Source organism: Thermococcus chitonophagus, from assembly GCF_002214605.1.
Lineage (GTDB): Archaea > Methanobacteriota_B > Thermococci > Thermococcales > Thermococcaceae > Pyrococcus > Pyrococcus chitonophagus.
This window is the reverse complement of sequence record NZ_CP015193.1, coordinates 756,792-775,679: the sequence shown is the minus strand read 5'-3', so window position 1 is coordinate 775,679 and position 18,888 is coordinate 756,792. Positions and strand designations below refer to the sequence as shown.

General features: G+C 48.3%; 20 protein-coding genes and 1 CRISPR repeat array. Of the genes, 8 read left to right on the top strand and 12 right to left on the bottom strand.

All coding sequences use genetic code 11. From position 1 onward, the window contains the following. Window positions 1–21: 21 nt before the first annotated feature. Both A3L04_RS04340 and A3L04_RS04335 read left to right on the top strand, forming a co-directional pair. Complete coding sequence (locus tag A3L04_RS04340) at window positions 22–1,206, top strand: molybdopterin molybdotransferase MoeA (RefSeq protein ID WP_068578866.1); 1,185 nt, start codon at window positions 22–24, stop codon at window positions 1,204–1,206. Then, on the top strand, window positions 1,188–2,729 hold the full coding sequence (locus tag A3L04_RS04335) for a glycosyltransferase 87 family protein (protein WP_068578868.1): 1,542 nt from the start codon (window positions 1,188–1,190) through the stop codon (window positions 2,727–2,729). The genes A3L04_RS04340 and A3L04_RS04335 overlap by 19 nt, the downstream gene beginning before the upstream one ends. On the opposite strand, the gene rnhB is transcribed toward A3L04_RS04335, so the two are convergent. Genes rnhB through A3L04_RS04320 form a run of 3 tightly spaced genes read right to left on the bottom strand, consistent with a single transcriptional unit; the run spans window position 2,697 to window position 4,976 of the window. Further along, window positions 2,697–3,365, bottom strand: a complete 669-nt coding sequence (gene rnhB / locus A3L04_RS04330) for a ribonuclease HII (RefSeq protein WP_068578870.1) — start codon at window positions 3,363–3,365, stop codon at window positions 2,697–2,699. The genes A3L04_RS04335 and rnhB overlap by 33 nt on opposite strands. Then, window positions 3,362–4,192: a metal ABC transporter permease gene (locus tag A3L04_RS04325; RefSeq protein WP_068578872.1), complete on the bottom strand. Its 831-nt coding sequence runs from the start codon at window positions 4,190–4,192 to the stop codon at window positions 3,362–3,364. The genes rnhB and A3L04_RS04325 overlap by 4 nt, the downstream gene beginning before the upstream one ends. A 1-nt stretch (window position 4,193) precedes the next feature. Then, a complete protein-coding gene (locus tag A3L04_RS04320; protein WP_068578875.1) occupies window positions 4,194–4,976 on the bottom strand; it encodes a metal ABC transporter ATP-binding protein in 783 nt (260 codons plus the stop codon). A gap of 486 nt (window positions 4,977–5,462) precedes the next feature. After that, window positions 5,463–6,407: direct repeats of the CRISPR family, unit length 29 nt; unit sequence CTTTCCACACTATTTAGTTCTACGGAAAC. 666 nt (window positions 6,408–7,073) lie between these two features. Here A3L04_RS04320 and glyA point away from each other — a divergent pair. From glyA to A3L04_RS04300, 4 genes are all read left to right on the top strand, one after another. After that, the gene (glyA, locus tag A3L04_RS04315) at window positions 7,074–8,357 is read left to right on the top strand and encodes a serine hydroxymethyltransferase (protein ID WP_068578876.1); all 1,284 of its coding nucleotides are present in this window, start codon (window positions 7,074–7,076) and stop codon (window positions 8,355–8,357) included. A 72-nt stretch (window positions 8,358–8,429) separates the two neighbouring features. Next, window positions 8,430–9,143: a TIGR02253 family HAD-type hydrolase gene (locus A3L04_RS04310; RefSeq protein ID WP_068578878.1), complete on the top strand. Its 714-nt coding sequence runs from the start codon at window positions 8,430–8,432 to the stop codon at window positions 9,141–9,143. Next, the gene (locus tag A3L04_RS04305) at window positions 9,106–9,675 is read left to right on the top strand and encodes an ASCH domain-containing protein (protein WP_068578880.1); all 570 of its coding nucleotides are present in this window, start codon (window positions 9,106–9,108) and stop codon (window positions 9,673–9,675) included. Before A3L04_RS04310 ends, A3L04_RS04305 begins: the two co-directional genes overlap by 38 nt. Window positions 9,676–9,685: 10 nt before the next feature. Beyond that, window positions 9,686–10,147 (top strand): COG2426 family protein, encoded by a 462-nt coding sequence (locus A3L04_RS04300; protein ID WP_068578881.1) that lies wholly within the window; start codon window positions 9,686–9,688, stop codon window positions 10,145–10,147. 1 nt (window position 10,148) lies between these two features. Here the strand turns inward: A3L04_RS04300 and A3L04_RS04295 are convergent, their stop codons facing one another. The 8 genes from A3L04_RS04295 to A3L04_RS04260 form a co-directional block, all read right to left on the bottom strand. After that, window positions 10,149–11,198, bottom strand: a complete 1,050-nt coding sequence (locus A3L04_RS04295; protein ID WP_068578883.1) for an ABC transporter substrate-binding protein — start codon at window positions 11,196–11,198, stop codon at window positions 10,149–10,151. Between the two features lie 81 nt (window positions 11,199–11,279). Beyond that, window positions 11,280–11,825, bottom strand: a complete 546-nt coding sequence (locus A3L04_RS04290; protein ID WP_068578885.1) for a 2-oxoacid:ferredoxin oxidoreductase subunit gamma — start codon at window positions 11,823–11,825, stop codon at window positions 11,280–11,282. After that, window positions 11,822–12,667: a 2-oxoacid:ferredoxin oxidoreductase subunit beta gene (locus A3L04_RS04285; protein WP_068578887.1), complete on the bottom strand. Its 846-nt coding sequence runs from the start codon at window positions 12,665–12,667 to the stop codon at window positions 11,822–11,824. Before A3L04_RS04285 ends, A3L04_RS04290 begins: the two co-directional genes overlap by 4 nt. Beyond that, window positions 12,664–13,821 carry a 2-oxoacid:acceptor oxidoreductase subunit alpha gene (locus A3L04_RS04280; protein ID WP_068578889.1) on the bottom strand — a complete coding sequence of 386 codons (1,158 nt, stop codon included), beginning with the start codon at window positions 13,819–13,821 and terminating at the stop codon, window positions 12,664–12,666. Before A3L04_RS04280 ends, A3L04_RS04285 begins: the two co-directional genes overlap by 4 nt. Further along, a complete protein-coding gene (locus tag A3L04_RS04275; protein WP_068578891.1) occupies window positions 13,818–14,330 on the bottom strand; it encodes a 2-oxoacid:ferredoxin oxidoreductase subunit gamma in 513 nt (170 codons plus the stop codon). The genes A3L04_RS04280 and A3L04_RS04275 overlap by 4 nt, the downstream gene beginning before the upstream one ends. A gap of 1 nt (window position 14,331) precedes the next feature. Then, window positions 14,332–15,180 (bottom strand): 2-oxoacid:ferredoxin oxidoreductase subunit beta, encoded by an 849-nt coding sequence (locus A3L04_RS04270; RefSeq protein WP_068578893.1) that lies wholly within the window; start codon window positions 15,178–15,180, stop codon window positions 14,332–14,334. Beyond that, window positions 15,180–16,370, bottom strand: coding sequence for a 2-oxoacid:acceptor oxidoreductase subunit alpha (locus A3L04_RS04265; protein ID WP_068578895.1), 1,191 nt, complete (start codon window positions 16,368–16,370; stop codon window positions 15,180–15,182). Before A3L04_RS04265 ends, A3L04_RS04270 begins: the two co-directional genes overlap by 1 nt. A 2-nt stretch (window positions 16,371–16,372) precedes the next feature. Beyond that, on the bottom strand, window positions 16,373–16,642 hold the full coding sequence (locus A3L04_RS04260) for a 2-oxoglutarate ferredoxin oxidoreductase subunit delta (protein ID WP_068323472.1): 270 nt from the start codon (window positions 16,640–16,642) through the stop codon (window positions 16,373–16,375). Between the two features lie 273 nt (window positions 16,643–16,915). Here A3L04_RS04260 and ftsY point away from each other — a divergent pair, with 273 nt between their 5' ends. Next, window positions 16,916–17,884: a signal recognition particle-docking protein FtsY gene (gene ftsY / locus A3L04_RS04255; RefSeq protein WP_068578897.1), complete on the top strand. Its 969-nt coding sequence runs from the start codon at window positions 16,916–16,918 to the stop codon at window positions 17,882–17,884. Continuing rightward, entirely contained in the window at window positions 17,877–18,152 is a 276-nt protein-coding gene (locus A3L04_RS04250; protein WP_068578899.1) for a DUF167 domain-containing protein, read from the top strand. The genes ftsY and A3L04_RS04250 overlap by 8 nt, the downstream gene beginning before the upstream one ends. Here the strand turns inward: A3L04_RS04250 and A3L04_RS04245 are convergent. After that, a complete protein-coding gene (locus A3L04_RS04245) occupies window positions 18,141–18,818 on the bottom strand; it encodes a metal-dependent hydrolase (protein ID WP_068578901.1) in 678 nt (225 codons plus the stop codon). The two genes, A3L04_RS04250 and A3L04_RS04245, sit on opposite strands and share 12 nt — an antisense overlap. Window positions 18,819–18,888 lie beyond the last annotated feature (70 nt).

Below are 18,888 nucleotides of genomic sequence, written 5' to 3'. Positions count from 1 at the left end.
TTTCAAGATCAGGTGGTGCCGTTGGAGTTCAAGAAGCTGACTCCATACAAGGAGGCCCTTAAGGCTCTTCTGGAAGACATTGATGAGGTAGAGGGTGAAGTTGTACCGCTTGAAAAAGCCATCGGTAGGGTGCTCGCTGAAGACATAGTTTCAAGGTTTACGGTGCCTCCATTCGACAGGTCGGCCGTTGATGGATATGCAGTTAGGGCCGAAGACACATTTCAAGCTAGGGAGTACAGTCCGGTCGAGCTCGAGGTTGTTGAGGAAATTCCCGCAGGAGAGGCACCAAAGAAGGAGGTTACCCCAGGGAAGGCCATCAAAGTCCTTACCGGGGCCAAGATTCCCAAGGGGGCAAATGCCGTTATAATGCAGGAGATGGTGAAGAGGGAGGGGAACAAGATATACATACTGAGACCCGTGGCCCCAGGGCAGAACATAGCATTTGCCGGAGAGGACGTCAAGAAAGGAGAGGTTGTAATAAAGAAGGGTCAAATACTAAGGCCCCAGGACCTCGCAATGCTAAAGGCCCTTGGAATTAAGAAGGTCAAAGTAAAGAGGAAGCCCAAAGTAGGGATAATAATCACGGGAAGCGAGCTTGTTGACGAACCGAGTGAAGAAGCCTTTGAGGGAGGTAAGATAGTTGAAACGAACTCAATAATGCTCATTAGTCTTGTAGAGAGGTACTTCGGAGAGCCCGTGTTTTACGGAGTCGTGCCCGATAATGAAGAGGAAATTAAAGAAACTATTGAGAGGGCCAAAAAAGAGTGTGACCTAGTTTTAGTCACAGGAGGATCTGCCTTTGGGGATAAAGACTACGCCCACAAGTTCGTGGATCTGAAGTTCCACGGGACAACGATAAAGCCCGGGAGGCCCATCGGTTATGGGGAGAAGGTCTTCATAATGAGCGGCTACCCAGTTGCCGTCTTCACTCAGTTTCACTTGTTCGTAAAGCACGCCTTAGCTAAAATGGTTGGGGCGAGGGACTACGAGGTAAAGATCAAAGCAGTACTTGAAGATGACGTTCCAAGCCAGTTGGGAAGGCATGAGTTCGTAAAGGTTCACTACAGTAATGGAAAGGCTAGGGTGATAAAGAAGAGGGGGAGCGGAATAATTAGCTCCCTTGTCGAGAGTAACGCTTATCTTGAGGTTCCAGAAGACAGCGAAGGCTACAGACGGGGGGAGGAAGTTTGGATTACTCTATACTGAAGAGAAGATGGAGGGAGATAGTGTTTTTTTCTTACTTGATAATCTTAATTGGAGGCTCAACGTACTACATGATTGAATGGGCCAAAGTAAACGACTACATGGGGGATGAAGTCTGGTACGTCTCGGCGACTAGAAACATGCTGTCCCTTCTAGGAATCAAGGTCAAGTACATTGAAAACGACACCGCAGGGGTTAACGTGATCTATAATGAACCCCTATATGCGGGGAAAGTCATAGTCTACTTTCACGGCCTCAAGTTTGAAGGGTTCTACAGAGAATACCCCCAACTCCCCGATTTTGCGAGGAAGCTCGGAGTTAGAATCAAGGTAATACCATTCAACTATACAATGAACGAGACTGAATGGGAGAGTTTGAAGCTTAAAGTCTGGGAGATAGCATACAGGAACTTCTTCACGAGCTATACTCCCTATTCGGAATTCCCAGGGGTTTACTACGAAATTCCAAAGGAGTACCTAAATGATTTCATAAAGGAAGCGGAGAAAATCAAGGGGATAAGGGTCGTTCCCGGCTATAAATATCCAGATAAAGAAAACATCCACAAGTACCTGAACACTGAGCACCCCTTCCTGGGGAAGGATCTTATAGCCCTGGGGATGCTAATAAACGATAAGCCCTTCTACTGGAGAATTCCCGGAATAATAGAGCACGCTCTCATAGTCGTTATAGTGGTGTTCGTAACTTACAGGCTGACAAGGAGCTACCTAGCATCGGCAATAGCCGCCACCTTCTCAGCTTTGGATCCACTGTTATTCGCAACCGGAATCGTTGCGATGCTCGACATACACGTTGCCTTCTTTGTGGCGCTCTTCATGCTCACGATAGCCCTCAACAGAATCAGACTTTCCGGATTTGCCTTGGGATTGGCGGCAGCAACCAAGCTTAGCGGGGCCTTCGTGTTTCCAATACTGTGGATTAAGATACTAAGAGAGAGGGACTGGAAGGAGTTTATACTTTCCGGAGTCGTGCTGCCAATAGTGGGTTTCATGATTCCAGAGATTCCAATAATAAAGGCAATAGGCTTTCTCCCATGGTTCCAAGAGTTCCTGGCAAGCTTCGCTTGGCATCTAAGCTTCAAAGGGCAACATCCAGCAGAAGCACCAGTTTGGACGTGGTTCATCTCACTAAAGCCCTTCCCATTCCACTACAATCCAGACGTCTACGCAGTTACAGATCCCATACTTATGCTCGCAATGATAGTCTTCATATTCGCGGTGCCATACGTTGCAGTGAGAAGAAAAGGATTACACGAGATATTCTGGATGTTCTGGTCTGTAGTAGGATTCTTTACCTTGCAGTACGTTCTCGGAGGCAAAACTCAGTTCATATTCTACGCAACCCCACTAGTCCCTCCAGCGGCGGTAGCACTAGGCGTTATAGGCTACGACATAGTCAAGTGGGAGTACTTCGAGAAGTCCCTGAGGATGTACTGGAAGTGGATAAAGGAGTACTTCGAAGGTTGGCTTGAAGTCCTAAGGCTTCTTAAAAAACTTGTCAAGCGTTAGCTGCTCCCCTTTATACTTCTCCTCAATCCTCTTTACCGTGTCCCACGTTCTCCTGACTATTGGCGGGAAGCTTTTGTGAGCCTTAAACCACTCTTCAAGCCACTTCTTCGTCCTGGGATCGCTCGGGTAGCCAGAGCCGAAGTCGCCGTACTCCTCCTTTAGCCTTTCTATCTCCTCATCCCTCGTGACCTTCGCAAGTATTGAGGCTGCAGAAACTATTGGGTACTTAGCATCGGCCTTGTGTTCAGCTATAACCTCAGCTTCATAGGAGAGCCTGGCCTTTATCGCCTTAGCAAATCTCTCAGCCTTAACGTCTGCCGCATCGGCATAGATGATTTGAGGCTTTATCGTGAGGGAGTTCAAAGCCTGAGCGAACTTCTCAACTTCGAGCTCGTTCATGGTTCCCTTCCTGGAGTCTATTTCCTGGGGCCACACCTTCAGAATGAAGTAATCGTCGAGAATTGAAGTTATCTCATCAAACAGCTCCCTTCTCTTTTCCGGAGTCAGCTGCTTTGAATCTTTAACGCCAATGCCCCTAAGCTTCACAAGCTTGCCCTCTTCAGCCACGGCCACCGCTATGACGAGCGGCCCAATCGCCGGTCCTCTACCCGCTTCGTCTATTCCCGCCACAATCATGTCAGCCTCCTCCTGACCATTAACGCCCCGTAAAGTGCCCCCAGGAATACGGTTGCCAAACCGCTCGGCGGAACGTCTAGGAGGTAGCCAAGGATCACTGAGGAAACCTGGGTTAAGAGCGTTATGCCCAAGCTAAGACCAATCAACCCGCGGAGATCCTTTGAAAGCGTCAGGGCTATGGCCCCAGGGAGAACCGCGAGGACTTGAAGGGTTATCAGTCCAACTGTCTTGACTATCAAACCGCCGATTGCACCGACCAAGAAGTATAGGACCATAAGGTAAAACCTCGCATTCCCCCCATGACTCTCGAGGCCCTCAGGATCAAAGCTGAGGTAAATGAAGTCCCTGTAGAAGGCCAGCATTATCGCAAAGGCTATTATTCCGCCAAGAACGAGCATCCAGAGGTCGTTCAGGGTTATAAGGAATATCTCACCGGTGAGGTAAGTCACGATGCTCTCGGAAAGGCCGAAGTAAGGCCTAGAAGCCATGACCTTGTAGAGTATCCCGAAGCCCAGAACAGTCAGGCCCGCGACTATTCCCGCGGTAGCGCCGACTGCAGTATCTGAGGAGTAGCCCCTAATCTCCATTTCCGCTATGACTATAACCACGACTATAGCAACTATTAAGGATATCCAGAATATCAGGGAGAGGTTGCCCACCACTAACCCCAGGATCATCCCCAGGACCGCCCCAAAAAGGAGGGCATGAAACGTTGCGTGGGTAAGGAAGGCTATCCCCTTGACGTTTATTAAGGGGCTTAACAAGCCGAGCAGAGTTCCAACCATTAAGCTCGCTAGTATCGCTCTGAATAAGTACTCCTCTATCATTTTACCTCACCCTCAGGTGCACATCCCCTATTATGCAGTACAGCCTCTCACCAACTTTCACTGTTCTGGAGGCTGGCCCGTAAACGCTTCCTATTATCTCGTCCCTAAGAACTTCCTCGGGCGTTCCGAAGGCCACCAGCCTTCTGTCTATAAGCATGACTTTGTCCCCTATCTCAATCAGGGGATTAACATCATGGGTCGTTATAACCATCGTAAGCCCTATCTCAGCCTTTATCTTCGAGAGAGCAGAGGTTGCATCGATTCTTGCCTTGGGGTCTAGCGCAGAGAGGGGCTCATCTAAGAGCAACAGTTCCGGATTGGACATTAGAGCCCGGGCTATCAAGACTCTCTGCTTCTGACCACCGCTAAGCTCTCTAAAAGGCCTCTCTGCAAGGTGCTTAAGACCTAGAAAGTCTAGGACTTCCAAGGCCCTGTCTATGACCTCCCTGGGGACATTGAAGTGAACTACACCCCTCTTATAGAGGGCCCCCATGGCCACAACGTCTAGAACGCTTAAGGGAACTCTGGTGTTGAGGGAGAAAGTTTGGGGCACGTAAGCGACTCTGTCCTTTACTTCAACGGGAGGCTTTCCAAAAACCAGGATCTTCCCCCTGTACTCCGTGTGAAATCCCGCGAGAACCTTGAGTAAGGTTGTTTTACCTGCACCGTTGGGGCCGAGCAAGAGCATAGTCTCGCCTTTTTTCAATTTAAACGTCAAGTCTTTGACGGCTTCATAACCATTATAGGTTATCGTGAGATTTTCAGCTTCTATGACGTACTCCATGTGGCCTCGCCAGAATTTGGTTCGCCTAATTCAGTTAAAAGGATTTTCATTAGGGGACAGTTCTGTGTATCAGCTATGAGCGCCCTCATCACCAGATCAGCGGGTTCATCTTCATCATGTCCATCCACAGCTTAATACGAGGGCGAGATATTAAGGTTAAGGTTTGCTTATGTACAAGGAAAACACAAGAAAATGCAAAATAACAGAGGTATTTAGAGGCTATTGTCTTCGTGACCATGTTCTCTTCTTAACCCTTATAGCAGGATCAGGACGGGGGTGCGGCGTTCGCCAAGCCCCCTCACGGCAAGTCCCCGCCCTCATGAGTTTCAGACGGGGAGGCCACTCGGGGGCAACCCCGTCCTATTTTGATTTTTATTTTAAATCCTTTCCCCCCATTTAGTTCTACGGAAACTCATCCTTCTTCAACGTCAGTATCACCCTCGGCTCCATCCCAGTCCACCTTCGGCTCTTCCACTGGCCCTACCTCTTTCCACACTATTTAGTTCTACGGAAACTAACTTCTTCAAGTCTTCAAGCATCTTTGCCCTGTCCCTTTCCACACTATTTAGTTCTACGGAAACCTAGGGACATTTACTTCAAGAGGAGGCAGCAGATCAGGGAGTTCGGCTTTCCACACTATTTAGTTCTACGGAAACATGTACTAATGATTTTGTTGAAACTCATTCCCTCTCCTTTCCACACTATTTAGTTCTACGGAAACACTTCATAATACCAAAGCAAAAAGTAAGCTACGCATCAGTGGACTACACCTTTCCACACTATTTAGTTCTACGGAAACCTGGGGTAGCCCGGCTCAGGCCCCGGGGCTGAGAAGTGGGGGTGGAACTTTCCACACTATTTAGTTCTACGGAAACTACACCCTCCTCATGGCTGCACCCCCAAAGAAAAGCTTTCCACACTATTTAGTTCTACGGAAACGGTTCGGCCCGGGTGGGCGAAAACCCCGGGCTAGACATCTTTCCACACTATTTAGTTCTACGGAAACTCTACGGAAACTTATCACGATTTCGTTGGGCTTTTCGATTGTGAGTGCTTTCCACACTATTTAGTTCTACGGAAACGCGGGAAGGGTGGTGCGGGCTGTCGGGATGGGTGAGGTGCTTTCCACACTATTTAGTTCTACGGAAACTGGGGCACGAGGGGACCAGAACTCCACATTGACAGGCTTCCAGCAACTTTCCACACTATTTAGTTCTACGGAAACTGTTGTCGCAGAAGAAATTGACAAGGATGGTGTTATTCTCTTTCCACACTATTTAGTTCTACGGAAACGGCGTAGTTCTTGACTACAAGCTTGCCAAGAGACGACTTTCCACACTATTTAGTTCTACGGAAACCGGGAGCTACATGTGCCCGGAGAAGCCACCGTACATATTAGCGTCTTTCCACACTATTTAGTTCTACGGAAACTTTGGGGTTTTTGGCTTTGTTCGGTTAGTACTCTCTTCTGAGGGCTTAAATAATTTACCTTCCTGGGAAACCCGTAGCACTGCCATTCCTTTATAAACCTACCCTGAAAATAACAGAGGAATTAACGGGGAGTTCATCATTAACTCACTCCTACAAACCCGTAAAATTAACTTTCAAACAATCGAAATTGAATAAGCCAGAAAAAAGTTCGAGGCACTGAATTAATCCAAAAATGCGAGTTAATTAGAACTCCTAGATCATCCAATTTAAGGTTTCTAGGACTTTAAATCAAGAATAAGGCTAGGAAAAGTTATAACCACTCAGTTAGCTAAAACATCCAGCAGATTACCACTAATGAGATACTTTTAAAACAAAAACCAATAATTTCTGATTAAATTAGGCATTCTCTCTCTTAAATCCTTAATTGGAAAATCTAGACCCGAGCAGACCTCCAATATGACAAAACAATCACAATAAAACAAGAACACACAAATGAAAAATCCAACATAACAAAAAATAACACAAAAAAGAAAAATAGTAACACTATCAAAATGTCAGCTTGGAGCATAGGTAGTCAGGTTACCTTAACTCCATTTTCAAAGGAATGCCCTATCCGCTAAGCAAAGGTTTAAATTATATACGTATGAAATATAGCTGGTGGTTTCTATGAGCTACAGGGAGTATAGGGACAAGGTTCTGAACTTTATTGAAGAGCACGAAAAGTGGAGGAGCCATACTATAAACCTCATCGCTAGTGAGAACGTAACCTCACCAAGCGTTAATAGGGCCGTCGCTTCTGGCTTCATGCACAAGTATGCAGAGGGGTGGCCCAAGCAGAGGTACTATCAGGGCTGTAAGTACGTTGATGAGGTCGAGCTCATTGGAGTTGAGCTCTTTACAAAGCTATTTAAGAGTGAGTTCGCTGACTTAAGGCCAATTTCTGGAACCAACGCTAACCAAGCTGTATTCTTCGGCCTTGGCCAGCCCGGTGATAAGGTTATCGTCCTCCATACGAGCCATGGAGGACACATAAGTCACATGCCCTTTGGAGCTGCGGGAATGAGGGGCCTCGAAGTGCACACCTGGCCTTTCGACAACGAATCCTTCAACATTGACGTTGATAAAGCTGAAAAGATGATCAGGGAGCTCGAGCCCAAGATAGTGATGTTTGGAGGGTCACTGTTCCCGTTCCCGCACCCAGTCAAGGAGCTCGCCCCAGTTGCCAAGGAAGTTGGAGCATTCGTCGTTTACGATGCAGCCCACGTCCTCGGTCTAATCGCCGGAGGAGAGTTCCAAGACCCGCTTAGAGAGGGAGCCGACATAATGACAGCTTCAACCCACAAGACCTTCCCAGGACCCCAGGGTGGAGTTCTACTGTACAAGAGATTTGCCGACAACGATACAATAGCTAAGCTCCAGTGGGCGATCTTCCCAGGAGTGCTGAGCAACCACCATCTCCATCACATGGCCGGTAAGGTGATCACAGCTGCGGAGATGCTGGAGTACGGTGAGGCCTACGCAAAGCAGATCGTGAAGAACGCTAAGGCCTTGGCCGAGGCTTTGGCTGAGGAAGGCTTCAAGGTCATTGGCGAAGACCAGGGATACACGAAGAGCCACCAGGTCATAGTTGATGTCAGTGATCTGCACCCAGCCGGAGGAGGATGGGCTGCTCCTCTCCTCGAGGAAGCTGGAATAATACTCAACAAGAACCTCCTGCCATGGGATCCACTTGAGAAGGTCAACGAGCCTAGCGGATTGAGAATCGGAGTTCAGGAGATGACTAGGGTTGGAATGATGGAGGATGACATGAAGGAGATAGCCCACTTCATGAAGAGGGTGCTCCTCGACAAGGAGGATCCAAAGAAGGTCAGAAGAGACGTCTACTACTTCAGGCTTGAGTTCCAGAGGGTCTACTACTCATTCGACTATGGATTACCTATGAAGGAGTGAACCTTCTTCTATCCCTTTCCTTCTCCATAATAATGTTTTTATTCCTATTTGGAGACTTTCTTATGGGTAGGCATGATAAGGGTGATCTTTTTCGACCTCGATGATACCCTCGCCGATACAAGCAGGCTGGCCGAGATGGCGAGGAGAAATGCAATAGAGAATATGATTAGACACGGCCTTCCCGTTGATTTTGACACGGCTTATTCGGAGCTTATGGAGCTGATAAAGGAGTACGGGAGCAACTTCCCCCACCACTTCGACTACCTCCTCAGGAGGCTTGACCTGGAGTACGATCCCAAGATAGTTGCGGCCGGCGTTATTGCTTACCACAACACGAAGTTCGCATACCTGAGGGAGGTTCCTGGGGCAAGGAAGGTTCTGATAAAGCTGAGGGAGCTCGGCTACAGGCTGGGAATAATTACGGACGGCAACCCGATAAAGCAGTGGGAGAAGATATTAAGGCTTGAGATGGACGACTTCTTTGAGCACGTCATAATATCGGACTTTGAAGGTGTCAAGAAACCACACCCCAAAATCTTCAGGAAAGCTCTCAAGGCATTTAAAGTTAAACCTGAAGAGGCCATGATGGTCGGGGACAGGCTTTACTCGGACATATACGGGGCAAAAAACGTAGGGATGAAGACGGTGTGGTTCAGGTATGGAAAACATTACGATAAAGAATTGGAGTACAGAGAGTATGCAGACTACGAAATCACGAAGCTCACACAGCTTCTGGAGGTGCTAGAGCGTGAGAACGATTCAAATAAGGAAGTTCATATTACTTGACAACAAGTACAAGGCCAAGATAATCTCCGGGAAAAAGGTAACAACTGTTAGATATGGGAAGTATGAAGCCAAGCCCGGGAGTGAAGTCTACATAGTTATAACCCCAAGCGATACAGCCATAGCTAGGGCGAGGATAAAGGAAGTTAGAAGGAAGAAAGTTAAAGACCTGACAAACGAAGATGCTAGACTTGACGGCTTCTCCGACGTTAAGGAACTAGTAAAGGAGCTCTCAAAGATATATGGAGAGCTCTACGGGGAAGATGAAGTTACGATAATAGAGTTTGAAAATGTAAGACCCCTCAAGGAAGGCATCCCCCTTAAGTGGCTTAAAGGTCTAAACTATAGGGATCCCTATGAAATAGTCGAGCTCGCAACTCAAAACGACCTCGGGTTAACTCAGGATGTAAAGATAATCCTCGAGAGGATAATGGAGAGGGGACTTAGAGAGGCCGTGAAACACTTTGGTCCAAAGAGGGTCCAGCAGGCTCTGCTTAAAGCGTACCACGCCCTATACGATAAGGGGCTACTGTGAGGTGAGTTAGGTGAGTTTTCTTGAGGTGTTAGCGCTCTCGCTCATACCAACGTTTGAAGGTAGATACGCTGTAATCTACGGCTTAGGAAGAGGGTATCCAGTTTCAGAAACAATTTTAGCCTCGATTGCTGGAGTTCTGTTGTTATCGTTTGCTTTGCCCGCCCTGTTGCCAGGTATAGACAGGGTAATGATCGCATTAGAGAATACGTTTCTGAGCAGGATAGCTAAGCTCTACATGTATTACATAGAGAGGGTTAGGAACAAGGCAAGGCCCTACGTTGAGAGGTGGGGCCTTATAGGCCTCACGATATTCGTCGCCATACCTCTCCCAGGAACCGGGGTCTGGACTGGAGCGCTTGCGGCATACATCCTGGGGATGGAGAAGAAGATCACGATACCAGCCCTGATACTTGGGGGCACAATAAGCATAGCGATAACGGCACTCCCGACTTTGGGGCTACTAAAAATGTAGATCAGGAAGAAGAGACCGCACAGGCCTTTGGCTGGTAGGCGTAGTTGAAGGCCTCAGGGTGGATGAAATAGGCTATCTCCTCGAGGCCGAGGACTATCCTGGGGCCAGGCCTGGAAATTAAATTGTCATCACTTATCACGTAGACCCTGCCGTTCTTGAAGGCGTTTGTCTTCGCCAGAGGGGTGTTGCAGAGGTCACCGGGCTTGACACCGGCGTGGTAGGAGATGATTATAACATCAGGATTTCTGGCAACTATATCCTCGGCACTAACGGCTTTCCAGCCTTCAATGTCGTGGAAGATGTTCTCTCCTCCGGCAAGCTCTATTAGGCTGTCTATGAATGTCCCCTTCCCGCCAGTCCAGTAACCGTTCCAATAGCTGAGCAAGAAGAAGACCTTTGGCTTGGTAGAATTAGCCACTTTCGCCTGAACGCTCTCCACTATTGCCCGCATGTAATTAACGACACCCTCGGCCTCCTTTTCCCTGTTAACTACTTTGCCAAGCTTTATTATCCAGTCATAGATCTGGGTTATATTCTTAGGATCAACTATGATAACTGGAGCTATCTGCTGAAGCTTGTCCAAGTATTTTAGATGCATACTAGTTCCGATTATAAGGTCTGGCTTCAGGGACGCTATAACTTCAAGGTTAGGATCAGAGAAACCTCCAATTATCGTTCTTCCCTTCTGAACTCCCGGTGGAAAGTCATCAAACTTCGTAACTCCAACGACCTTGTCGAGAGCACCTATGAAGTATAGGGTCTCGGTAATTGACGGTGCCAGGGAAACTATCCTCTGAGGCTCCTTCTTTATTGTAACCTTCCTCCCCGCGGAATCAATGATCGTCAGGGGGTAGTGAGTCGGGGCCATTGTAGTGGTTACAGTCTGGGTGATGGTAACAGTAGTTGTAGTTGTTTTACCCTGGGTTTCAGTGACGGTTACTGTCTTGGGTGGAGCAGTCGTTGTCGTTGTTACCGTTGTGGTCTGCGTCCCTATACATCCGCTCATGAACACTATTAAAGCCAAGAACAGTACGATTGACATCCTTTTCATTCTAGACCCTCCACTGGACTATTCGTCCAATCTGTTTGAGAATAGTTTTAAAAGGTTTTGGATAAAAATACCAGAGAAGTATCAGGACTTTTCGGCAAGTTCAAAGCCCTTATGGAGGGCCTTAAGGTTTATCTGCTCCGTTCCCTTGGGAACGGCATCTAGAACCGCCTTCTCTATGCTTTCCCTTTTAACTATACCCGTAAGGCCAACGAACAGGCCAAGAGTTAATATGTTCATCGTCAAGCTTAGGCCAGTGGTTTCCTCGGCTATCTTCGTTAGAGGATAAGCATGAATCTCCTTCCCTTTCTCAAGCTCTTCGTTCCTGTGGGGGATTAAGTCCTCCTCAATAATCACCAGCCCACCTTCCCTAACCAAAGGAAGGTACTTATCGTAAGCCTGCTGGCTCAAAAGGATCGCGTAATCCGGCTTTATCGCCTTGGGATAATCTATGGGTTCATCACTTATCACGACCTCAGCTCTACTAGCCCCACCCCTTGACTCAGGTCCGTAAACTTGAGTTTGAACTGCATGCAGACCTTCGTAGACCGCGGCGGCCCTCCCTAGGATTACGCTGGCCAAGATGACACCCTGCCCTCCAAAGCCACCAATTAGGATTTCCTTCCTCATTCTTCCCACCCCATGATCTTCTTGGCCCTCTTTATGTACTCCATGTACTCCCTAACGAGGCCAGGCCTGTCCCTGTCAACGAATTCCCCTATGACTATCTTCCCCTCAAGCTCCTCCGGAGGCATCTTCTTGGCCTTCGCTAAGGGAACCGTTATCTGCTGGTACCATCTTATGAGCTCTGGGGCCGTCTTCATCCTGTTCCTCCTTCCAAAACTTATCGGGCACGGACTAAGGAACTCTACGAGGGTGAAGCCCTCCTTGCTTAGGGCCTTCTTTATGCTGTTTATCCCCTGGATGTAGTTGAATACAGTCCACCTCGCAACGTAGTTGGCCCCGGCAGCAACAGCAAGCTGGGCTATATCGAAGGGGTTCTCAAACTGGCCGTACGGTGCGGTGGTTCCCCTCAAACCCTTGGGGGTTGTTGGTGCAACCTGACCACCGGTCATTCCGTACGTGAAGTTGTTGATCAGAATAACTGTAACGTCAAGATTTCTCCTTATCGCGTGGATAAAGTGGTTTCCACCTATTGCCGCGGCATCACCATCTCCCATGAAGGCTATTATCTTCAGCTCAGGATTAGCGAGCTTTATTCCAGTTGCAAAGGCTAAGGCTCTTCCGTGGGTTGTGTGGAGGCCATCAAAGTTAACAAAGCCTGGAACTCTAGAGCTACAACCTATCCCACTCACCCATACTATCTTATCGGGGTCAAGGCCGAGCTCGTCAATGGCCCTGAGCGTGAACTGGAGAACGCTACCTATTCCACATCCCGGACAGAAGATAGTGGGAAGCATGTCCTTCCTCAGATACTTATCCCTTATCTCGTAAGCAGAAACGAGCCTCACTTCAAATCCCTCCTTATGAACTCGATGATCTCCATTGGAGTGTGAACCTCTCCACCTATCTTGCTTATCAGCTTGACAGGGGCCTTTCCATTAGCTCCTTCCTTGACTAGGTGGTAGAGCTGGCCGAGGTTCATCTCCGGGACGTAGATTGCATTAACTTTTTCAGCAACGCTCTCTATCAACTCGAAGTCGAAGGGCCATATCGTGTTTATCTTTAGTAGTCCCGCCTTGATTCCGTTCTCCCTGAGCATTCTAACAGCCCTTAAAGCTGATCTAGCAACTATACCGGTGGAAACAATTGCAATTTCAGCGTCTTCAAGCTCATAGGCTTGGTAGTCGAAGATATCCTTCTTGTTCCTCTCGATCTTCTCGACAATTCTCTTAATTAATCTCTCGTGAACTTCTCTTTCTACTGTCCTTGGCCTGCCCCTTTCGTCATGAGTTAGGCCGGTAACGTACGTCTTGAAGCCTTTTCCGAATATCGGCATTGGGGGAACTAGGTCGCCGTGGGGATCTCCAAAGGGGAGCTTAGCTTCTTCCTCGTTCTGAGGCAACTTCCTGTTCACGATTTCTATCTCCTCGGGGTTTGGGATGTAGACTCTCTCCCTCATGTGGCCGACTTCGGCATCCGTGAGTAGAATAACCGGCGTCCTGTACTTCTCTGCCAAATTAAAGGCTCTAATTGTGAAATCAAATGCCTCTTGAACGGTGGAGGGGCTTAGGACTATGAGGGAGTGATCACCGTGAGTTCCCCAGATGGACTGCATTATATCTCCCTGGGCTGGCAGAGTTGGTTGGCCCGTTGATGGTCCACCTCTCTGGACATCGACAACCACTATCGGGGTTTCCGTCATTACAGCGTAACCTATGTTCTCCTGCATTAAACTGAATCCTGGGCCTGAAGTAGCAGTCATGGCCTTCGCTCCAGCCCAGGAAGCTCCTATTACCGCAGCTATACTCGCTATCTCATCTTCCATCTGAATTACCACACCATCAATGAGGGGCATGTAAAGAGCCATTGCTTCGAATATCTCGCTTGCCGGTGTTATTGGATAGCCTGCATAGAATCTGCAACCGGCAAGAATCGCTGCTCTAGCTATAGCCTCATCTCCTTGGATAAAGTCAGCCCTACCCACTGGAAATGGATACTTCATTTAGAACCAACCTCCAGGCCCTTCCTAAAGGCCCTAATGTTTATATCCTCCGTTCCTCTAGGAACCCTCCTCTTAATGGCCTTTTCAACGCTCTCCGGTTTTACAACTTCAGTCTTGGCAATTAGATAGCCCAGGGCAACCATATTTACCGTCAAGGCCAATCCAGTAGTTTCCTCAGCTATTCTCGTGAATGGGGCCCCGATGTAGTCCCTGTCTGGTCTAACTAGGTCAGTATCAATAATAAGCAGCCCATCTGGCTTCAGCTTTGACTTTGCGGTTTCATAGCCGAGCTGGTGAAGAGCAACGAGAACATCAGCATTCGTAACCATTAAGTCGTAAATCTCGCCCTCAGATATTATCACGTCCGCTATGGAGTGACCTCCCCTTGATGCCGAACTATAATCCTGGGTTTGGAGAACCTTCAACCCTTCAATAGCGGCTGCCTCTCCTAAGATTACGCCTGCAAGCACGACACCTTGGCCCCCAATTCCCGCGAATCTAATCTGCATTTCAATCACCTCTCACGTACTTAGCCTGAACTTCATCGATCAGCTTGTTGAGCTCCTCCGTAAACTCAGGCCTCTTTCTGTGGACGAATTCGCCGATTACAAACTTGCCCTCAAGCTCCTCCTCGCTCATCTTCTTTGCCTTGCTTATCGGAACTGAATTCTTCAAGAACCAGCGAAGCATCTCAGCAGGCTCCTTCATCCTGTTCCTCCTTCCGAACTGAACTGGACACTGAGAGATTACCTCAACCAGAGAGAAGCCCTTAGTCGTTAGGGCCTTCTTTATGCTCTCTATGAGCTGGTAGACGTGAGCGGTAGTCCACCTAGCAACGTAGCTTGCTCCTGCAGCGGCGACAGTTTCAGCTATCTTCAGCGGATGCTCAACGTTCCTGTATGGTGTTGTGGTTGTTATAGCCCCAAAAGGCGTTGTAGGGGCCACTTGACCGCCGGTCATTCCGTAGATGAAGTTGTTGACCAAGATTACGGTTATATCAATGTTCCTCCTCGCTGCGTGGATTAAGTGGTTTCCACCTATGCTCGCCAGATCACCGTCACCGCTTATCACTACCACGTACTTATCCGGCAATCCAACCTTGACGCCAGTAGCGAAGGCTATTGCCCTCCCATGAGTTGTGTGGAGGGTATCAGCTAGGAAGTAGGGCGAAGCTATCCAAGCCGAACAGCCTATACCGCTCACTACTACTAAATCCTTGGGATCTATCTTGAGCTGATCAATGGCATTTGCAAAGGCGTTTAGAACTGTACCTCCACCACACCCAGGACATAGGGCAGTTGGTAGGGCTTCCTGCCTTAAATACTTGACCATTGGGTACTTAGAATAAATCTTAACCATCAAGCAACACCCCTTATCTCCCTCAAAATTTCCTCAACAGTTAGTGGGACCCCTCCGATCTTGTTAACTCCCCTTAGGATTACGTCATCGTTAACGAACCTCTGAACCTCAAGGATCATCTGGCCAAGGTTCATCTCAGGGACGAGGATTGCCCTCACTCTCTTCCCAAGCTCCCTCATCTTCTCCCCAGGGAATGGATGGACTGTCTTAGGCACGAACAGGCCAACCTTTATACCCTCTTCCCTGGCCTTCAAAACTGCTCCTAGAGAGGGTCTAGCTGAAACTCCCCAGCTCACCACCAATATCTCTGCATCATCGGTGTAGTACTCCTCATACTTCTCGTAAACTTCTCTGTTCTTCTCTATCTTCCTGTGAATCCTCCTCACGAGCCTGTCGTGAACCTCCGGAGTGTAGACGTCCCTGAGGCCGTTCTCCTTGTGGGTAGAGCCTGTAACGTGGGTGAAGTAGCCGTGGCCGAAGAGGGGCATCGGCGGTACTCCATCGCCGTGGGGATCTCCAAAGGGAAGCTTTGCCTCCTCCTCGTTCTGAGGCAACTTCCTGTAAGCTATTTCCACCTCATCTGGATCAGGAATCCTTATCTGCTCTCTTGTATGACCCAATATTCCGTCAAATAGAACTACTACTGGAGTCCTAAGCCTCTCGGCAATGTTGAATGCCCTTATCGTCTCCCAGAATGCATCTTCAACGCTTATTGGTGAGACGGCAACGATTGGATGATCTCCGTGGGTGCCCCATCTTGCCTGGAAGAAGTCTCCCTGGGCACCCTTCGTTGCTTGACCCGTAGATGGCCCACTCCTCTGAACATCAACCAAAATGAGGGGAGTTTCAGTCATCACGGCGTAGCCCAGGTTTTCCTGCATCAAGCTGAATCCCGGGCCTGAAGTAGCTGTCATGACCTTAAAGCCCGTCCAAGAAGCACCAATCATCGCGGCAATGCTCGCTATTTCATCCTCCATCTGGAGGTAGTAGCCCCCAACCTTGGGGAGCTCTCTAGCCATCGTTTCGGCTATCTCGCTCGAGGGGGTTATTGGATAGCCAGCGTAGAACCTGCAGCCGGCAAAGATTGCACCGTAAGCTACGGCCTCATCTCCCATCATGAAGTAGTTGCCAGGCTTGTAGAGCTTCCTCAACAATTTCTTTTGCTCGGGCTCGTCGCCCCTAATTATCATCTCTACCACCTTACCGCTATCGCAAAGTCTGGGCATAATAACTCACAAAGCTTACACCTTACGCACTTCTCGGCATGGACTGGAATTGGATAATGTACTCCCTTCTCGCTGAGCTCCTTGCTCCACTCGAAAACCTTTCTGGGACACATCTCAACGCATATTCCGCAGCCCTTGCAGAGAAAAGTGTCGACACTTATCTCAACGTTCTTTGCCTTCCCTATGACAAGATACTCCTCCTTAGTAACCTGGGTCGAACCTTCGACGTTCGCCATATCGACCACCTGCAATCCCCTAACAGGTTTTACATTTGTAAACCATTTAAATCTTTCGTGAGTGAACCGAATGTTTAGAAAATAAAGTTACCAGGTTTCCAATAAGCCAGAATTCATGGAATTTTGGCAATTTTTTGTTTTATTCTGCCAAGAGGTTCGAACTATTTGGCCAAAATTAGTCAAGATTACTTAGATGTTCCAGCGACATTTGAACGCATTTTCTTGAACTTAAATCCTTATATACATGTGGGAAACTCTCAGAAGGGGAAGAACATGTTCGGAAAACTCAAGGAGAAATTAAGATCATTCGTGAAGAAAGTCGAAGAAAACGTCGAAAAGGAGGAGAAGGAAGCCGAGAAAAAGGGGTTACTAGATAAGCTACTGATGGTCGAAATAAAGGAGAAAGATATAGATGAAGCATTGGATGAGCTAGAGCTCGAGCTTTTAGAGGCAGATGTAGCCTTAGAAGTGGTTGACGCCCTTAGAGAGAAGATAAAAGAAAAGTTAGTTGGCAGAAAAGTTAGGATAGGAACGGATAAGGAAAAGATTATTGAGGAAGCAGTGAAAGAGGCAGTCTCCGAGATCCTCGAAACATCTAGAAGGATAGATCTAATAGAAGAGATAAAGAAGGCCGAGAAGCCGTACGTAATAATGTTCGTCGGATTCAATGGCTCAGGAAAAACGACCACAATAGCGAAGATAGCGCACTGGCTCAAGAAGAACGGCTTCAGCGTGGTTATAGCTGCGAGCGACACCTTCAGGGCTGGAGCAATAGAACAGCTGGAGGAGCACGCCAAGAGGATTGGAGTTAAGGTGATAAAGCACTCCTACGGTGCGGATCCCGCCGCGGTGGCCTATGATGCAATTCAACATGCCAAGGCCAGAGGAATTGACGTAGTTTTAATCGACACCGCTGGAAGGAGCGAGACCAACAGGAACCTCATGGATGAAATGAAGAAGATAGCCAGAGTCACAAAGCCAAACCTAGTTGTTTTCGTTGGAGATGCACTGGCCGGAAACGCTATAGTCGAGCAGGCGAGACAGTTCAACGAGGCTGTAAAGATAGATGCCGTAGTGCTCACGAAGCTGGATGCGGATGCAAGGGGAGGGGCAGCGTTGAGCATAAGCCACGTCATAGATGCGCCGATAATCTTCGTCGGCGTTGGCCAGGGATATGACGACTTAATGCCGTTCGACAAGAACTGGTTCCTTGAGAGGATATTCGGTGAGGTCAATGCTTAGAGAGGCCAGGGAAGGGACGATTCTTCAGGTCATAGTTAGGCCAAATGCAAAGGAAAACAAGATAGAGGGCATTGATGAGTGGAGGAATAGGCTGAAGGTGAGCGTCAAAGCTCCCCCTGTGGGAGGGAAGGCCAACAAGGAGCTGGTTAAGTTCCTCTCAAAATTCTTTGGTGCGGAAGTCGAGATAGTAAGGGGAGAAACATCAAGAGAAAAAGACCTACTCGTAAAGCTGGGAATAGAAGAAGTTAAGAGGAGATTAAAGCTCTAACTCCTCTCCAGGCTTGAGTATAACAACCTTTGCCTTTTCTCCTACCAACTTCTTGAACTCCTCCGGGTCAGCGGCGATTGGTGGCCAGGTGTTGTAGTGCATTGGGACTACATACTTGGGCTTGAGCAACTCTACAGCCTTAGCGGCCTCCTTTGGACCCATCGTGAAGTGTCCGCCTATTGGAAGTAAGGCAACGTCAATTGGCCCGTAGAGCTCGGCGAAGAGCTCCATGTCCTTGAAAACGAAGGTGTCTCCAGCGTGGTAGATCTTTACTCCATCGATCTCAACTATGTAGCCGCAGGCGTTTCCTATGCTGTACTTTCCATCGCTGCTTGAGTGCCACGCTGGAACCTGAACTATCTTAACGCCATCCACCTCCGTTGGTCCATAGTTCATTCCAACGGTCTCAACTCCCCTGTACTTCTCGCTGATGTAGTTCGCTATGTCGTACATTGCCACTACTTTCGCTCCGCTGAGCTTTGCTATCTCTCCTGCATCTCCAAGGTGGTCTCCGTGGGCGTGCGTAACTAAGATCAGGTCAACATCCCTAAAGTCCTCGGGCTTTGCTGCGGCCTGTGGGTTGCCGTTCAGGAATGGATCGATGAGTATCTTCTTGCTTCCCTCAATGTAAAACGCAGCATGCCCCAGGAACTTCACCTTCACCATGGTTCTCACCTCAGGATATAATAACCAAAGCTTACTTTAAACTTTTCGACCTCAATTTTATAAAACCGAT